Genomic DNA, 16,619 nt, shown 5'->3' with positions numbered 1-16,619 from the left:
AATATGCGATGGGAAGATGGGTTGATAACCTGTTTTTCTACTTTAGCAGACAAACCGCGTGTGCGGCAATTCCTTGTCCCTCTCCCGTAAAGCCGAGATGCTCCTCCGTAGTGGCTTTTACGCTCACGGCGTCTGTTTCGATACCGCACGCCAGAGCCAGACATTCTCTCATCCGGGCGATGTAGGGGCGCAGCTTCGGGGCCTGTGCCACCACCGTGGCGTCGATATTCTCAATCCGGTACCCCTTCTCCGCCACAAGCTCGCAGACGCGGCGCAGCAGCCTGAGGCTGTCCGCACCCGCCCATTCGGGGTCGGTATCGGGGAACCAGGCGCCCAAATCGCCCAGAGCGGCAGCCCCAAGCAGGGCGTCTGCCACCGCGTGAGACAGCACGTCGGCGTCGGAGTGACCGAGCAGACCGCGCTCGTACGGAATGCGCACACCGCCGATGATCAAGGGGCGGTTCGGCACCAGGCGGTGCACGTCGTACCCATGCCCGATTCTCATTTCAAATCATCCTCCCTGCCGCGAAGCACCGCCTCGGCAAACAATATGTCCTCGGGGGTCGTCAGCTTTGCGTTTTCCGGCGAACCCTCGCACAGATGAACCCGGCCGCCGGTCTGCTCGATGAGCTGGCAGTCGTCGGTATACTCCTCCCGCGCCGCCCGCAGAGCCGATTCGTACAGCTCCCGCAAAAACACCTGAGGCGTTTGCACGCTCCAAAGCTGATCGCGCGGCGGGGTTTCCACAACAAAGCCCTGTGCGTCCGCTCTCTTGATCGTATCCCGCGCCGGAATCGCCAGCGAAGACGCGCCGTGCCGACGGGCGTCCCGCACCACACGGTCGATCAGCTCCGGGCGGATAAGGGGCCGGGCGCCGTCGTGAATGGCCAAATAGGCGCAGTCCTGCGGGGCGGCGGCCACGCCGCACGCTACAGAAGCCTGGCGGGTGCCTGCCCCCGGCACCACCCGGCACAGCTTTTCGAGGGAATATTCGAGCTTCAGCCGTTCCATCGCCTGCGTATCGCCCGCGCGGCAGACGACCACCACACCGTCGATGGTTTGCGCCCGTTCAAACGCAAAAAGCGTTCGGACAATCGCCGGAACGCCTGAAAGCGGAATCCATATTTTAGAACCCGAGCATTTCATTCGACTGGAGCTGCCGGCTGCAACCACAATGGCACAGCAGCGGTTGTTTTCTCCCAATCGCTTCACCCGTCTTTCCTCACAAAACAAAGGGGCCGTGCGGCTCCTTTTGCTTTATTATAATATGGATTGGGCGGCATGGCAATTACAATGCTGTTACCTCGGCCAGAATTCAGAGTAAATTCACATTTTCAACCAGGTTTGTTTACAAAGATTTTGATTGCAATTTACGTCAAAACAGAGTAAGATGAAATCGTCAAAACAGACAAAAAAAGGAGTGATGTTTTGTGAAAGAATTAACACCAAAACGCGTGAACGATTCCCGTGTGGAACAGATTCAGATTGTACTGAGCAGTCATATCAATGGTGCCGGGCGGCTGTTCGGCGGACAGCTGATGGAATGGATCGACATCGTGGCAGGCGTTGTGGCCCGCAGGCACTCCAATCACAATACCACCACTGCTTCCATAGATAATCTGCAGTTTAAGGAGCCTGTCTATTTAGGCAATACAATTGTACTGTTCGGCAGAGTCACTTATGTGGGCAGAACCTCCATGGAAATACGGGTTGATACTTATGTGGAACACCTGGACGGCGACCGCAAGCTGGTAAACACCGCCTATTTTGTGATGGTAGCGCTCAATGAGAGCGACCACCCCACTCCGGTTCCCCCGCTGATCCTGGAATCGGATGAAGAAGAGACCGAATGGAAAGCCGGCGAACGCCGCAACGAGCTGCGCCGCCAGCGCCGGGTAGAGCAGTATTGATTTTCAAAAACAGAATCAGAAGTCAGATCAATTCCTCCCTTTGCGTTTGGCAAAGGGAGGAATTGATTTTTATTCAAGAATCTTCTTTTCGTTTCCCGCAAAATCGGGTATACTTGTCTGGGTGAAAAAAATGAACGCAAAAGAACTGCTGCGCCTGATTCCGAAACAGTATTCAGAGCTTCAAACAGAGGCCAGTCTGATCCGGGTATTTCTGGAGCAAAACGGCCTTTCTCGCGCTGCCGCCGGCACAATGCTGAATGAATTGCAGGAAAACGCCGTGCCGGAAATCTGCCGCCTTCTACACGCAAGCATTTCGCTGACGCTCCCTTTCCTGAAATCCGTATTGGAGGAAATGGTTGATTTGCAGGAAAGAGGAAAAAACGGCGTTGTTTTCACTCCCGATTACATTGCCGATTACATATTGCAGCATACGATTGCTTCCCCCTGCCCCCCAAACGCCCGGGTGATCGACCCGGCGTGCGGCAGCGGCTCGTTTCTGCTCCCGGCGGCGGAATATCTGCACCGCATCAGCGGCAAGCCGATGCGCGAGATCATTTCGCAGCACCTGTACGGAATCGACATCCGCGAGGATCAGACCCGGCGCACCAAGGTTCTGTTAACCCTGCTGGTCCTGCTGGCCGACGGCACCGCGGACGGATTGTCCCTTCACATCGCGACCGCGGATTCCCTTGCCGGCGGCTGGGCGGATTTGTTCGGCTGCCCGGATTTTGATTACATTGCGGGCAACCCGCCTTACCTGAACACACACGTCATTTCCAAAAAGGACACCGAACGGCTGAAAAAGAGCTTTCACACGACGCGTCGGGGAACCTTTAACCTGTTTTACGCGTTCATTGAGCAAAGCCTGCGCTTTCTTTCGGAACGGGGCGCCCTCGGCTTTATTGTGCCCAACAACTACCTGTCCATTTCGTCCGCGGAGGAGCTGCGGCGGCTGCTCAGTGAGCGCCGCGCCGTCTCCATGGTGGTCGATTTTGGCGAAAATCTGGTGTTCGGGCCGGTTCGCACTTACAGCTCCCTCCTGTTTTTGAATCGGCGTGAAAACCCCACCATCGCTTATGCCATGCTGGAAAAAAGCGACGATCTCCCTGCGGCGCTGTGCCGGGCGGTTCACCGCCGCACAGACGCGGAGCACCTGAACCCCGCCGGGTGGAAGTTTTTGTCCGAAACGGAGCGGCGGAACATCAAAAGAATTGAGGAGGCCGGCGAGCCGATCGGCAATCAAATCAAGATCGGCGTCGCCACTCTGCGCGACAGCGTCTATTTTCTGGACGGCTTTGATCCGCAGGCCGGTCTTTTCTATAAAGTGCGCGGCAGCACACGCTACTGGATCGAACCGGGCGCGGTGCGGGCGATCGATAAAATATCTGAAATTTCGGGCGAAGAGGCCATGCCGGGAGAACGGCGGTACATTCTTTTTCCGTACGCGGGCGAACCCGACCCGAAGATGCCGTACCGGATTCTGGAGGAAGAACGGCTGGCGGCTCTGTTCCCTCTGTGCTACCAATATCTGCTCGACTGCCGCCCGGCGCTCGCCGCGCGGGACAGGGGAAAGCCGAACCCGGTGGCATGGTACGCGTACGGCAGAAGCCAGGGGCTGAACTGCCGCGGCCCGAAGCTGCTGTTCCCCATGTTCAGCCGCCGGCCGAAATTTTTGCCGGAGCCGGACGGAGAAATCCTGTTCTGCAACGGCTACGCCGTCACGCAAGGGGGCCGGTACCCGCTGGAGGTGCTGGCGAAAATTCTCAACTCCGATGTGATGGAATACTATGTCTCCCGCGTCAGCTACTGCCTGAAGGGCGACTACAAATGCTACCAGAAAAAATATCTGCGCGGCTTTTCGATTCCGGAGTTCGGCGAGGCTGAAATTCGGCTTCTGTTGTCGGAATCCTCCCGCGAGGCGGTCAACACTTTTTTATTCCAGAAATACCGGCTGCTGCCGGAATGAGTTCGCACGGCAAAAACCGGCTGCCCGCATCACGCGGGCAGCCGGTTTTTTCTGCTTTTGGCGGGTTTATTTTGCAGGGACCCAGCCCTTGATCAGATCCGTATGCTCCTTGGCCCACGCTCTCGCGACATCCAGCGGCTCGCCGCCCTTGTCCTCGATCGCGCCCATCAGGTCGCCGAGCTCCTTCTCGCTCATCTTAAAGCTTTTCAGGAAGTTCGCAACCTCCGGCATATCCTTGGAAAGGTCTTTCCGGGCGACAATGTGGATATTTTCCGCGGTCCCATAAACACCCTTCGGGTCCTCCAGAACCTTCAAATCCCAGCGGGCGAACATCCAGTGAGGCTTCCACCCCGTTACCACAATCGGCTTTTTCGCATCGATCGCCTTTTTCAGCGCCGCCGTCATGGTGGGGCCGCTGCCGGGCAGAATCTTGTAATCCAGACCGTAATCGGCGATCGCCTTTTCCGTGGCCTTCATGATTCCCGCGCCGGAATCGATGCCGATGATCTCGCCGCCGAACTGATCTTTATTGGCATTCAGCTCTTCGATGCTGTTGACCTGCACATAGCTCGGCACCGCAAGGCCGATCAGCGCGTTTTCGTAGCTGACGCCCAAATCCTCCAGCTTATCGCCGTATTCCTTCATGTAGTCCTCATGCGTTACCGGAAGCCAAACATCCAGAAAGGCGTCTGTATTTCCGCTGGCCACGGAAGTAAAGACCGGCGCGACATCCGCCATCGTCAGCTCTACCTTGTAGCCCATTTCATCCTCCAGAACCGCGGCGGCCAGATTGGTCATCGCGATCCCCTCAGACCAGTTGACATAACCAAGCTTTACCGTCTTTTTTTCCGTCGCTCCCGAGCTGCCGCCCGACGGGCTGCAGCCCGCCATCGCACCCAGAAGCATGACCACGCTCATACCGATTGCTACTGCTTTTTTCATAACTTCCTCCTTTGATCTTTCGTATTTATTCTCATGTCACTATGAAAAAGCTGTTGAATTCCCCATGCGCTTTCAGGGGAGAAATCCGCAGATTGCCGCACTGCGGATCAGCCCTTCTTTCTTGCCTTACCCAGGCTCTGGGTGATGCGGTCGATCACCATGGCCAGAATCACAACCGCGAGGCCGCCCTCAAAGCCCTGGCCCATCTTCATCTGCGTAATGCCCTGAAGCACCACGTTGCCCAGCCCGCCGGCTCCGATCATGGCCGAAATAACGACCATGGAAAGCGACAGCAGGATCGTCTGGTTCAAGCCCGCCAGAATGGTGGGCATCGCCATGGGAATCTGCACCTTCCACAGCAACTGGCCGGAGGTCGCTCCGAACGCCTTTGACGCCTCCACCACATCGACCGGCACCTGGCGGATGCCGAGGCTGGTCAGGCGAACCACGGGGGGCATCGCGAAAATAACGGTCGCCACCGCGCCGGGTACCTCGCCCAAATCAAAGAAATACACGGCGGGGATTAAGTACACAAACGCGGGCATGGTCTGCATAAAGTCCAGAATCGGGCGGACGGCATTGTTCGCTTTATCGCTGCGGGACATCCAGATGCCAAGCGGCAGCCCCAGAATCAGCGCGATCAGCGTTGCGGTGACAACCAGCGCCAAAGTTTCCATTGTCTGCTTCCACAGATTCATCGAAACGATGAGCAGCAGGCCCAGCGCGGTAAAAACGGCCGTCCCGCGCCCGGCCAGACGCCAGGCGATCACCGCGAGAAGCGCGATGATAATAAAAAACGGAATCCCGTTGAAGATAAAATCAAACCCATTGATAATGCCCGAAAGGCCTTCCTTGATTCCGGTGAAAAACGGGGCCAGATTGACGGTGAGCCAATCGATGCCTCTCTCCACATAATCTCCGATCGGCAATCTAATCATTCCCATTTCCCTCCCCTACGATACCAGCCAAAGCCGAAACCTTGAAAATCAGCCCCAGCAGCGTGTTTTCGCCGTCAACTACGGCCACCGGGTACTTTGTCTTTAAAAACAAGGGCAGAATCTCTTCCACAAGGACATCCGGCCCGACGGTGCAGATCTCTTTCTCCAGAATATTGGTAAGATCGTCTTTCCCCTCCCGGATCAGCTGGGTGACGTCGTCAATCGTGACCAGGCCAAGCAGACGGCCCTGCTTATCGGTAACATAAACGCTCGAAATTGCCGCCTCGCGCATCTGGCGCAGCGCCAAACGGGCGCCGCCGGTTACCGTTATTACGGTATCCGTATCTCTCATGATCGACGACGCGGTAAGCACCTTCGAGCGGTTGACTCCCTGCACAAACTTGCGTACATATTCATTCGCCGGGTGGCTCAGAATCTCTTCCGGAGTGCCGATCTGCACGATTACGCCGTCTTTCATAATGGCGATGCGGTCACCCAGCTTCAGGGCTTCGTCCAGATCATGCGTGATAAAGATGATCGTCTTTTTCAGCCTGCGCTGCAAATTCAGCAGCTCGTTCTGCATTCCCTTGCGGATCAGCGGATCCAGCGCGCTGAACGCTTCGTCCATCAGCAGAATATCCGGCGAGGTGGCCAGCGCCCTTGCCAGCCCCACACGCTGCTGCATGCCGCCGGAAAGCTGAGACGGATAGGAGTTTTCGTACCCCTTCAGCCCGACGACCTCAAGCATTTCCACCGCCTTTTTGCGGCGAACCGCCTCGTCCTCCTTTTGAATTTCAAGGCCGAAGGCCACGTTTTCCGCTACGGTGCGGTGCGGCAAAAGCGCAAAATTCTGAAAAACCATCGCGATCTTTTTTCTGCGGACGCCCCGCAGCTTCTCGGCGTCGTACTCCACAATATTTTCCCCATCGATCATCACCTGTCCGGCGGTGGGTTCGATCAATCGGTTCAGGCAGCGGATCAGCGTCGATTTGCCGCTGCCGGAAAGCCCCATCACCACAAAGATTTCACCCTCCTCCACAGTAAAGGAAGCATCGTTCACACCCACACTGTGCTTGTGCTTCTTTAAAACGGACTCTTTTGTTTCGCCCTCCTGCAAAAACGGGATCATCTTTTTCGGGGTGGCGCCGAATATTTTATACAAGTTTTTGATCTCAACCTTTGTCATTTCTGCTCTCCCCCAATTCGTATTAAAACAAGCCTTCATTATGTTTATCTAAAAAACGCCTGTATAGTAACAACTCTTAGTGTAATAATAAGTTGTTAGTACAATTATAGTAAAATATGAAATTCTTGTCAAATTAAAATTCTGTCATCAGATTTCAGTTTTATTTAATTTATCCAATTTCGGCTAAAAAAACAAGGGGAAAAAGACACGAACCATACTATTTTTATGCTTAACCTCTAAACATTGCAATTTGATTTTATTCTTTTTGCAGAAAATCAAAAAGTTTTCGTTTTCTTTCTGTTTTGATTTTGCATAATTCCAATTCGGATCATTCATTTTCGAGTATCTGGGTCAAAAAGCGAGGCAACATTGTTCTGCCGGAATGCGGCGGGAACCGCCTGAACGGTCGAGCGCCAGCGCTTTGTATTGGATGCCCACCGCAGGTTATAAAGGAAAGTAACGCAGCAAAAAAGAGAGTCCGAATGCAAAAACTGCATTCGGACTCTCTTTTGCTCAAACCGGCTTCTTTCCTTCGGTGCCCAAATTACGCCGTAAACGGCAGCAAGCCGCCCGCGGCTGGGAGAGCCCCCGGAATCCAAAGCAGGAATCAGCCCGTCATCTGAAAATAAAAAACAAATTATTTATTTTCATTATAAAAACGTTCTGCGCCGGGATGAAGCGGAACCGGAAGGTCTTTGGAAACGAAATCAGGATCCTTCATGCTCTCCATGGAGTAATGGAGCTCATCCAAATTCTCTACGGACTGGCGCAAAATTTTAGTGATGGTATAAACCAGCTCTTCGTCCATATCCTCATTGACGCAGAGCACACATTTTACGCCGAAGGTGGGCACATCTTCTTTTTGGCCGGCATAGGTGCCGGCGGGAATCATCGCTTTTCGGTACTGGTCGTTATCGTCCAGTATCTCATTGAGCTCCTCGTCGGTATAGCGCAGTAGGTGGCTGGGAACATTCCGCGCCAAATCCTGCATCGCCCGAATGGGGACGCCGGCCATTCCGTGTACGGCGTCGAGCTTTCCTTCCTGCAGCGCTTTGCTGCCGGAGCCGAGGCCGTAGTTCTCAAGCTTGGTATTGCTCGAATTGATCCCGACAACCTGCAGGGCGATTCTGGCGGAGAGATCCGTGGTGGAGTTCTCCGGCCCCACAGCGACCCGCTTTCCCAGCAGATCATGGACATAAACGGCGTTCAGGGAATCCTTCACGATCCAGTTGGAACAGCTGAAATACACCGCGCCGATCGCGCGCAGGTTCTTCATCGGCTTTCCCGAAAACTCATCCTCGCCCCGATAAGCGCAATATGCCACATCTGCGCTGACCAGACCAAGGTCGATCTGCCCGCCCCGCAGGCCTTCCACATTGGAAAGAGAGCCGTTTGATGCGCCAATGTTGATTTTCATTTGGGGTATGTTCTCGTTGATGACCTGTGCAATGGCACGGCCTACCGGGTACATGGTGCCGCCGCTGTCCGCAGTGCCGATGGTCAGCACCTGGATGGGCTGTTCCTTCTGCTTACCGGCGGCCGATGAGTCACTGTTCGCCGTTTGACACCCCGAAGCCACTAAAGCCAAAAGACACAATACCGCAACCAATGTTTTAAAACGACTGCCTGTACTCATTGACATCGCCCTCCCCTGTTATAAAATAACTGGAACAAACGCCGCAAGCCTGTTTCCAGTTTTATTCCATTATAAATCATCCAGCGGGCCTGCAAATATTCCAGTTCAGCTTTCGCAGCCACCAAGCCGATGATTCCGTGCCTTCCCAGACGTTGAAAGCTTTGCTTTCTCGAATGCCGTGGGGGTGTGTTATCATAAATCATCAAACAAGCCCGCGAAAACCGCGCCCATACCTTTTAGAATGACGGGCTGATAATATTTTGCCGGCCAAAGCCGCTTTTCGTCCGAACGGATTTCACACCGGAGCATACCCTCCATTGCGATATATGGATAAAATTATATATAATATATGCTTTTGTATATTATACCATGGCAGGCCATGGTTTTCCAAGCAAATTTCATACGAAAAAAATCAAATATTCCGCCGAATGCCATTTTTTGTATTTTGCTGTATTTTTCATAGTGAAAACCCTGTAAGCGTTTGGTTCCAGCCAGCCGAGCCGGCGGTGTTTTGCGCTGAAGCTGCAAAAATGCAGAAGGCAGGTTCCAAAAGAACCTGCCTTCTACAAACCAAATAACTATTGTTTGATATAGAGCCCAATAAAAGCCTGATCAAACGGTAATGAACCCGTAGTTAAAATAAGGATGCGGTTACTTACAAAGTGGCAACCCAGGGCGCGATCACACTGCAGAGAATCGGATTGACAATATCCAGGACAATGAGTGCGAAGGGAGTAAAGACGACCCACGCAACGTTGGCAGGGCCATATTCCGAAATAACCGCGCGCATATTTGTCATGGCGTTGGGGCCGGAACCAAGGCCGATACCCACATGAGCCGCTGTCATAACAGCCGCGTTGTAATCTCTGCCGCACATATTGTAGGTGACCAAAGCAACCCACAGAATCATGACAACGATCTGAACGGCCAGAATGATGACGAAAGGACCAGCCACATCGGCCAGCTTTGTAACATCGATGGTCATCATGGTCATCGCGATGAACAGATCCAGCGTGATGGACCCGATGGTATCAATCTCAACTTCGTTAACCTCAAACTTCGCGGCATCCAGAATGTTGCGGATGATAACAGCACCCAGCATACAGCCTACGAAATAGGGGAATTCAATAGCGGGGACTTTGCCGGCCGCAATCGCGATATAAGAGCCGATACCTGCGGAAATAACAACCAGGCATACGCTGCCCATCAGGCTCTTGGTGTTCAGAGGGGTAACCTCATTATCGGCCTGCTTGCTGGCGTCCACTTCATTGGCATTTGCCTTGAGGTTATTGCGCTTAATCAGCCAGCGTGCAACAGGGCCGCCCACCAGGCTGGCAAAGATCATGCCGAAGGTGGCACCCATAACGCTGATAACAACCGCATTGGCCGCGCCGAGCTCTTCATACAGAGGAGCGATCGCACCAGAGGTGCCTACGCCGCCCATCAGAGACAGGGAGCCGAGACCCAGGCCGAGCAGCGGATGCAGGCCAAAGGGCTTTGTCAAAAGAACGCCTACCACGTTTTGAATCAGAATGGAACCGATCGTTGTGATCGTAATACCGATCAGGAGCTTTCCGCCGGCATTTTTGATCAGCTTGGCCGAGGCGGTCAAGCCGATGGCGGTAAAGAAGACATCCATAAAGAACTCTTTGAGAACCTTAACATCAAAATGGATGGTAAGAACACCGCCGTTTTTCAACAGCGAAAGAACGATGCTGACAATCAAGCCGCATACGACAACGCCCGGAATACAGTAGGTGCGCAAAAACTTGATTCGCTTAACAAGCCAGCGACCAACCAGAACGACCAAAGCGGCAATTGCGCAGCTTTGCATTACGTCAAAAGATACTTCTACCACAAAATCCTCTCCCTTATGTAAATACTCTAACTAGAACAGGACCGCCGTCCCATTCCCTAACGGTGTGTGGTTTTCCAAAACCGAGGTCTTGCTAAAAAGCTCACCCGCCTTTCTTTGTTTCTCAGAGGCTTCCCCGGCCACCTTGAATTACAGTTTGAGTATAAGGAGAATAAAGAATAATTGCAATTTTAAGTAACTATCGTAATTCTTTTGTAGCTAAAGTAATTGTGCTTTTTGAACACATAGCAATAAATTTGATTTTATTTTTGTTTGATTTTTCCAAAAGAATACTTGATTGCCGGCCTCCCGCCCGTTTGATAATCGATTGTGCTGGTGATTTCGTTTGTTTCTACCATAAAGCTCATATAGCGGCGCACCGTAATCCGCGAGAGGTGCACCCTCTCGGCGATCTCCTCGCTGGTGAACATGGACGAGCTGTTTTCCATCAAAAACCGGCGGATCATATTCATGGTGCTGTCGTTCAGGCCCTTGGCCAGAATTTGAGCCGGCGCCGTTTTGCCCGCGCCGGAAGAGAGCATTTCATCGATTTCCTCCTGCCGAAGAGCGCCGTCGTGGGTGTGCCAGCGCTCACGGGACTGACGGAACTTGTCCAACGCCTCGCGAAAGCGGTGGTACTCAAACGGCTTGACCAGGTAATCCAGAATACCGCGCGAAACCATCTGGCAGACGATCTGGGCGTCGCTGGCCGAGGTGACCATGATAATATCGGGAGCCTTTCCCATCCCGTGCAGCCGATCCACAAACTCCATTCCGTTCATAACGGGAGTGTAGTAGTCCAGAATGATCAAAGGCACTTCGTGCCCTTTCAAATATTCCAGCGCCTGCGCGCCGTTCTGAAAAACGGCCTGCACCGCAAAGCCGGGCGTATTTTCAATATATCTGCAGTTGATATCCGCCACCATGGAATCATCCTCAATAATGATTACCTGATACATCCTTCTGCTCCTCTCTGGTGAAAGTAATGGTAAAGACGGTGCCTTCGCCCCCTTCCGTCTCTACGTCGATTCGGCCGCCGTACTGCCGGACAATGCGGCGCACCAAATACAGGCCGGTTCCGCGGTACTTTCCCTTTGTGGAAAAGCCCTTTTCAAACATGTGCTCCATCACCTCGCGGGAAATGCCCCGGCCGGTATCCTCGCAGACCAGAATGTTGCAGTCCGGCCGGCAGTACAGGCCGAACTTGATCTCCCGAAACTCGGATTCGTGGAGGTTCAGGTCTTCGATGGCGTTTTCCAGCAGATTCCCGACGATCGTCGTCATGTCGTCCACAGGGATCAGAAGATCCTGCTCAATGCAGCAGCTGTCGCCCATCAATTTGAGCTGGATTCCCTGCTCGGCCGCGTGCATCATTTTGCCCACAACAAGCGCGCAAAGCTCCGACACACGGATTTGATCCGCCGTTTGACAGATTACCTGACCGGTAATCAGGTTGCTGTTCACAATAAAACCGATCGCCTGCTCGATCTGCCCGGTTTCAAGATACCCCAAAATCACATGGAGGCGGTTTGAAAACTCGTGGTTGTAGGAGCGCAGCGCGTCGATCATGCTGCGGGCGCCGAACAGCTCGTCCGACATATGCAGCATTTCGGTGCGGTCGTACAGAACCGTGAGAACCCCCTCCGCGGGGGAATCGTTGTCCTTGCGGATGGGCACCTCGTTGACCAGTACCGAATGCCCCCCAACGATCCAGGAGCGGCGTTCCTCCGGCTGGCCGGTGCGCAGCACGGTTTCCTGCCGGGTATCTGGCAGAAGCTCTGAAACAGGCCGCCCCTCGAGCACCTTATCCTCCCCGATCAAACCGCGGGCAGCCGAATTGACAAACAGCACCGTCCCCGCCGTATCGCTGGCGACCAGCCCCTCCGCCACCGCGCTGAGAACAACATCCTGCCGCAGGTAACGGCGCAGCAGCTCCTCCGGCTGAAAGCCCATCAGGGTCTTTCTCATAATCCGAAGGATGGCATGGCTCAGGAAGAAGCCGATGATCAGCATCACGCCCAAAATCATCAGGTGTACCAGCGCAATGCTCTGCACCCGGGCGGAAATGACCCCGACAAACACCGAAACCATCACGAAGCCGATGATCTCGCCTCTGGCGTTGCGAACGGCATGAAACGCCCGCCGCTGGGCGCCCTTTGTGCCGTAGCCGATGGTGATATACGGCTTGCTGCCCTGAAGAATGGGAATCTCCTCCCCATCCACATAAGATTCGCCGGTGCTTTGCCGGTCGGTGTGGTAAAACCGGACGCCGTCTTTATTGCACACCTCCGCCACGCTGATATTGGGGATCGTCGCGTACAGCGCGTCCAAAGACTGCTTGACATAAGGCGAGGGGTAGCCGCTCTCCAGCATGGTCACCACGTCTGTTCCCTCCGATATATAAGCCGCGATACCGCTGATCATGGTATCCATTTCTTTTTGCTGGCGAACAATATCAAAATACAGCGTTCCGCCCAGCGAAAGCAGGATCACCAGAGTGGAAATCAGCATGAACCCCCGGTACAGCATGCGCTCCAGCTCGCTTTTTTTCTTCTTGTGATACATAGCTCCTCCCCATTCCCGGCAGGCTTTGTCTGAGCAAAAACTGCCCCTCTCTTCGCAGATCAGAGCCTCGAACCCTTTTATGACGCATCCTATACCACAGGTGCCGAGCGCCGTTGTGGTATATGGATCAATCGATGGTATAATAGCCATTTGCGGCTATTATACCATATTTTTTCCACGGAAGAATAGATTATTTTTTACGCGCTTCCCACACAGAAAGTTCTGCTGACATGGGATTTTCCCTTTATGCCGGGGCAGATACTTTGCTTTTATCCTCTTTATTTTGTGAAAGAGTTGATTTTCAGTGGGTGCCCCGCGTGGGGATTCCGCTTGCGCGGGAGCACTCGCTAAAAGCTCGCTTTTTTCATATTAAAAATAAAAAAAATTTCATCTCGGCATAATAGCAATCCCTATGCCTGTGCCAGAACAATTTCCATATGAGGAAACCTCATAGCAAGAGAAAAGAAGAAGTGGTGCCGCATAGCAACCGCTTCTTCCTTTCTTTATCATCAGCCCAGGTAAGTTCTTTTGCTCCCACCAAGACGGTCTAAAATTTCCGATGATCACACTGTCGCGGTCGGTACCGCTTTTCCCGCATCCGCAAGCAGACCCCGGACGATCTCGTCGGTTTTCATGCCGCGGGAGCCCTTGACGATCACAACATCCCCGGGCCGCAGATACGCCAGCAGCTTTTCCAGTGCCTGCTCGTTGGAGAGATAGGAGAACACGGGCAGATGACACTCCGCGGAGAGGGCGCCCCAGCGGATCTCCTGCGCCTGCTCACCGATGACGAACAGCGCGTCTATCCCGCGGGACGCGGCGTAAACGCCCGCATCAAAATGCGCCTGGCGGGAATAATCGCCGAGCTCGAGCATATCCGCAAACACGCCGACGGCCCGGCCGGAGCCTTTCAGATCCATCAGAATGTTGACGCTGCTGCGCATGGAATCGGGGCTTGCGTTATAGGAATCGTCTATGACCGTAATGCCGCCCACCTGATGAATCTGCTGGCGCATGGCTGGGGGCGAATAGGTTTGCAGCCGCTCCGCCGCCTTGTGCGGCGTAACGCCCAGATACTGCGCCACCGCCAGAGAAGCCAGCGCGTTGAGCACATTATGTTCCCCGGGAACCGGCAGGGTCACCGGAACGCGGAACTCCCGCGACACAGCGGTAAACTCTGTTGTGCCGCCGCGGGAAACGATCTTCTCCGCGTACACGTCGCACCACGGCTGTGTGCCGAAAAAGGCGATACGGCAGGGTAATGTTCCACGCAGCTGCGCGAGCAGCGGGTCGTCTCCGTTGAGGAACAGAACGGAATCCTCTGCAAATGCATCCGTAATGTGCAGCTTTTCCGCACGAATATTTTCCTGCGTTTTCAGGTTTTCAATGTGGGAAATCCCGATATTGGTCATGACGGCGCAGGTCGGCCTTGCCACCTGAGCCAGGCGGGCCATTTCGCCGAACTCGCTCATTCCCATCTCGATTACCGCGGCCTCGTGCTCCGGCAAAAGGCGAAACACCGTAAGCGGCACGCCGAGCTGACTGTTGAAATTGCCCTCGGTTTTCATCACGCTGCGCTCCGCCGAAAGCGCCAGCGCGAGCATCTCTTTGGTGGTGGTCTTCCCCACGCTGCCGGTCACGCCGACCACCGGAATCGAAAAATGCGAACGGTACGCCCCCGCGATCTGCTGCAGCGCCGCTCTGGTATCCTCTACGGCAATCCACGCGCAGGCGCCCTCGGGCCGCCGTTCCTCCGGCTGCTGGGTCAGAACAGCCGCCGCCCCGGCTTCGGCCGCTCCGGGAAGAAAGCGGTGCGCGTCCACCCGCTCGCCTACAATCGGCACAAACAGCGCGCCCGGCCCAACCTTTCGGCTGTCCGTCGTCACAAAGGTCACTTCCCGCTCCGGGTCTCCTCCGATTATCCTGCCGCCGCACGCCTGAGCAATCTCTCTGGCCAGCATTTTCATGGTTCCACTCACGCTTTCTCTATTTCTTTCAGCAGCTCCGCCACCACGACCCGTTCATCAAACGGGTGCTTGACGCCGCGGATTTCCTGATAATCTTCGTGTCCTTTTCCGGCCAGCACAATCACGTCCCCCCGCTGGGCGTTCTGGAGGCAATAGCGGATCGCCTCGCGCCGGTCGGGGATCACCACATATTTTCCGTCGGTTTTCGCCATGCCGATTTTGATATCGGCGATGATGTCCATCACATCCTCAAACCGGGAATTGTCGGCGGTAATGACGGAAAGATCGGCCAGACGACCGCAGACCTCCCCCATCTCGTAGCGCCGGGATTTCGCGCGGTTTCCCCCCGCGCCGAACAGGCAAACGAGGCGCTGCGGATGGTATTCCCGCAGGGTTTCGAGGATATTTTCCATACTGACCGCGTTATGCGCGTAATCGATCAGGAGCGTGTATTCGCCGGGCACCGGCACCGGCTCCACACGGCCCTTTACCTTAACGGTGCTCAAGCCCTGCTGAATCTGCTCCTGCGTCACGTCAAAGTGGCGGCACACCGCAATGGCTGCCAGAGCATTGTAGGCGCTGAACTTTCCGGGAATATCCACCGCTACGGGGAAATTCAAAAAGCCGCTCAGATCGAACCGCGCACCCAAATAGCCGGGACGGGACACTAGGCCCTCGTTTTCTGCCCGGAGCTGCGCCTCGGGAGAAAAGCCGTAGGTTTCCAGCTCGCAGGTGTGGCCCTTTACAACGCCCTCCCAGCTTGGATCGTCAATATTCACAATCCCCAGACGGCACTGGCGGAACAGCATGCTCTTGCACGCCAGATATTCCTCCAGAGAGGCATGCTCGTCGCCGCCGATATGATCGGGCGAAAAGTTCGTGAACAGGCCGATGTCAAACGTAAGGCCCGCGGTGCGGTACGCCTTCAGGCCGATGGAGGACGCCTCCATCACGACGCACTGGCAGCCCTCATCCGCCATTTGCTTGAGAAAGGACTGCACCTCGTAGGATTCCGGCGTCGTGTTCTCCGTGGGGATCACCCGGTCGCCGACCACCGCGCCGATGGTGCCGATCAGCCCCGTCCGGATGCCCGCCTGCTCCAAAATCGCGCGGATCATATAAGTGGTGGTCGTCTTTCCCTTCGTACCGGTCACGCCGACGGTTTTCATCCGCTCTGCGGGGTGCCCGAAGAACGCCGCAGACATCACCGCCAGCGCCAGACGGGTGTCCGGCACAACGACGACCGGAACCTGTGCCGGCAGCTCCAGCGGGTGATCCGCAATGATTGCGGCGGCGCCGCTCTTTACCGCCTGCTCCGCATACCGGTGGCCGTCCGCGTGGGAGCCCCGCAGGCACACAAACGCGCAGCCCGCCCTGACCTTTCTGGAATCATAAATCAAATCCTCCACCGGTACCTGAAGATCACCGACAGCGGAATACTGCATTCCCTGCAGCAAATCGATTAAACGCATGATACAACCCCCTGATTCTGCCATTGAAAAAGCGCCGGTTCTCCCGGGCGAACTTCATCCAAAACAGCGCATTGGCCCTGCTGTATTAGTATTGATACCATTCTACCAATATTACGCAGTCAGCCAAATGTTTCACCATATTTTTTATGATTTTCCAAAACTCGGAACACGTATCCATCATA

The 16,619-nt window shown here is 54.7% G+C and carries 13 protein-coding genes; 2 read left to right on the top strand and 11 right to left on the bottom strand.

What is annotated here, in order from left to right:
- Positions 1 to 37: 37 nt before the first annotated feature.
- Entirely contained in the window at positions 38 to 505 is a 468-nt protein-coding gene (gene ispF, locus G340_RS0115010; RefSeq protein WP_020074463.1) for a 2-C-methyl-D-erythritol 2,4-cyclodiphosphate synthase, read from the bottom strand.
- Positions 502 to 1,212 carry a 2-C-methyl-D-erythritol 4-phosphate cytidylyltransferase gene (ispD, locus tag G340_RS0115005; protein ID WP_154653242.1) on the bottom strand — a complete coding sequence of 237 codons (711 nt, stop codon included), beginning with the start codon at positions 1,210 to 1,212 and terminating at the stop codon, positions 502 to 504. Before ispD ends, ispF begins: the two co-directional genes overlap by 4 nt.
- Before the next feature lie 218 nt (positions 1,213 to 1,430).
- Here ispD and G340_RS0115000 point away from each other — a divergent pair, with 218 nt between their 5' ends.
- Both G340_RS0115000 and G340_RS0114995 read left to right on the top strand, forming a co-directional pair.
- Positions 1,431 to 1,910, top strand: coding sequence for an acyl-CoA thioesterase (locus G340_RS0115000; protein WP_020074461.1), 480 nt, complete (start codon positions 1,431 to 1,433; stop codon positions 1,908 to 1,910).
- A gap of 130 nt (positions 1,911 to 2,040) precedes the next feature.
- On the top strand, positions 2,041 to 3,876 hold the full coding sequence (locus G340_RS0114995) for an HsdM family class I SAM-dependent methyltransferase (protein ID WP_326522424.1): 1,836 nt from the start codon (positions 2,041 to 2,043) through the stop codon (positions 3,874 to 3,876).
- A 66-nt stretch (positions 3,877 to 3,942) separates the two neighbouring features.
- On the opposite strand, the gene G340_RS0114990 is transcribed toward G340_RS0114995, so the two are convergent.
- The 9 genes from G340_RS0114990 to G340_RS0114925 all read right to left on the bottom strand — a co-directional run bounded on the left by G340_RS0114990 (position 3,943) and on the right by G340_RS0114925 (position 16,437).
- Positions 3,943 to 4,818 (bottom strand): glycine betaine ABC transporter substrate-binding protein, encoded by an 876-nt coding sequence (locus G340_RS0114990; RefSeq protein WP_020074459.1) that lies wholly within the window; start codon positions 4,816 to 4,818, stop codon positions 3,943 to 3,945.
- Positions 4,819 to 4,925: 107 nt separating this feature from the next.
- Positions 4,926 to 5,756 carry an ABC transporter permease gene (locus G340_RS0114985; protein WP_020074458.1) on the bottom strand — a complete coding sequence of 277 codons (831 nt, stop codon included), beginning with the start codon at positions 5,754 to 5,756 and terminating at the stop codon, positions 4,926 to 4,928.
- Positions 5,749 to 6,942 (bottom strand): quaternary amine ABC transporter ATP-binding protein, encoded by a 1,194-nt coding sequence (locus G340_RS0114980; RefSeq protein WP_020074457.1) that lies wholly within the window; start codon positions 6,940 to 6,942, stop codon positions 5,749 to 5,751. Before G340_RS0114980 ends, G340_RS0114985 begins: the two co-directional genes overlap by 8 nt.
- A gap of 637 nt (positions 6,943 to 7,579) precedes the next feature.
- On the bottom strand, positions 7,580 to 8,578 hold the full coding sequence (locus G340_RS0114965; RefSeq protein ID WP_027104031.1) for a TAXI family TRAP transporter solute-binding subunit: 999 nt from the start codon (positions 8,576 to 8,578) through the stop codon (positions 7,580 to 7,582).
- A 655-nt stretch (positions 8,579 to 9,233) separates the two neighbouring features.
- On the bottom strand, positions 9,234 to 10,436 hold the full coding sequence (locus tag G340_RS0114950) for a sodium/glutamate symporter (protein WP_020074451.1): 1,203 nt from the start codon (positions 10,434 to 10,436) through the stop codon (positions 9,234 to 9,236).
- A gap of 260 nt (positions 10,437 to 10,696) precedes the next feature.
- Positions 10,697 to 11,392, bottom strand: a complete 696-nt coding sequence (locus tag G340_RS0114945; RefSeq protein WP_020074450.1) for a response regulator — start codon at positions 11,390 to 11,392, stop codon at positions 10,697 to 10,699.
- Entirely contained in the window at positions 11,370 to 12,998 is a 1,629-nt protein-coding gene (locus tag G340_RS0114940; protein WP_020074449.1) for a sensor histidine kinase, read from the bottom strand. The genes G340_RS0114945 and G340_RS0114940 overlap by 23 nt, the downstream gene beginning before the upstream one ends.
- A 563-nt stretch (positions 12,999 to 13,561) precedes the next feature.
- Positions 13,562 to 14,977 (bottom strand): UDP-N-acetylmuramoyl-tripeptide--D-alanyl-D-alanine ligase, encoded by a 1,416-nt coding sequence (locus tag G340_RS16975; RefSeq protein WP_326522423.1) that lies wholly within the window; start codon positions 14,975 to 14,977, stop codon positions 13,562 to 13,564.
- Positions 14,974 to 16,437, bottom strand: a complete 1,464-nt coding sequence (locus G340_RS0114925; protein ID WP_020074446.1) for a UDP-N-acetylmuramoyl-L-alanyl-D-glutamate--2,6-diaminopimelate ligase — start codon at positions 16,435 to 16,437, stop codon at positions 14,974 to 14,976. The genes G340_RS16975 and G340_RS0114925 overlap by 4 nt, the downstream gene beginning before the upstream one ends.
- Between the last annotated feature and the right edge of the window lie 182 nt (positions 16,438 to 16,619).

Origin of the sequence: Faecalispora sporosphaeroides DSM 1294, from assembly GCA_000383295.1 — a bacterium.
GTDB lineage: Bacteria > Bacillota > Clostridia > Oscillospirales > Acutalibacteraceae > Faecalispora > Faecalispora sporosphaeroides.
This window is presented reverse-complemented; position numbering and strand designations above follow the sequence as displayed.

What these genes read in the sequence shown, in the direction of transcription:
- ispF (WP_020074463.1), bottom strand. Translation starts at nt 505, where the DNA reads ATGAGAATCGGGCATGGGTACGACGTGCACCGCCTGGTGCCGAACCGC.
- G340_RS0114995 (WP_326522424.1), top strand. Translation starts at nt 2,041, where the DNA reads ATGAACGCAAAAGAACTGCTGCGCCTGATTCCGAAACAGTATTCAGAG.
- G340_RS0114990 (WP_020074459.1), bottom strand. Translation starts at nt 4,818, where the DNA reads ATGAAAAAAGCAGTAGCAATCGGTATGAGCGTGGTCATGCTTCTGGGT.
- G340_RS0114985 (WP_020074458.1), bottom strand. Translation starts at nt 5,756, where the DNA reads ATGATTAGATTGCCGATCGGAGATTATGTGGAGAGAGGCATCGATTGG.
- G340_RS0114980 (WP_020074457.1), bottom strand. Translation starts at nt 6,942, where the DNA reads ATGACAAAGGTTGAGATCAAAAACTTGTATAAAATATTCGGCGCCACC.
- G340_RS0114965 (WP_027104031.1), bottom strand. Translation starts at nt 8,578, where the DNA reads ATGAGTACAGGCAGTCGTTTTAAAACATTGGTTGCGGTATTGTGTCTT.
- G340_RS0114945 (WP_020074450.1), bottom strand. Translation starts at nt 11,392, where the DNA reads ATGTATCAGGTAATCATTATTGAGGATGATTCCATGGTGGCGGATATC.
- G340_RS0114940 (WP_020074449.1), bottom strand. Translation starts at nt 12,998, where the DNA reads ATGTATCACAAGAAGAAAAAAAGCGAGCTGGAGCGCATGCTGTACCGG.
- G340_RS0114925 (WP_020074446.1), bottom strand. Translation starts at nt 16,437, where the DNA reads ATGCGTTTAATCGATTTGCTGCAGGGAATGCAGTATTCCGCTGTCGGT.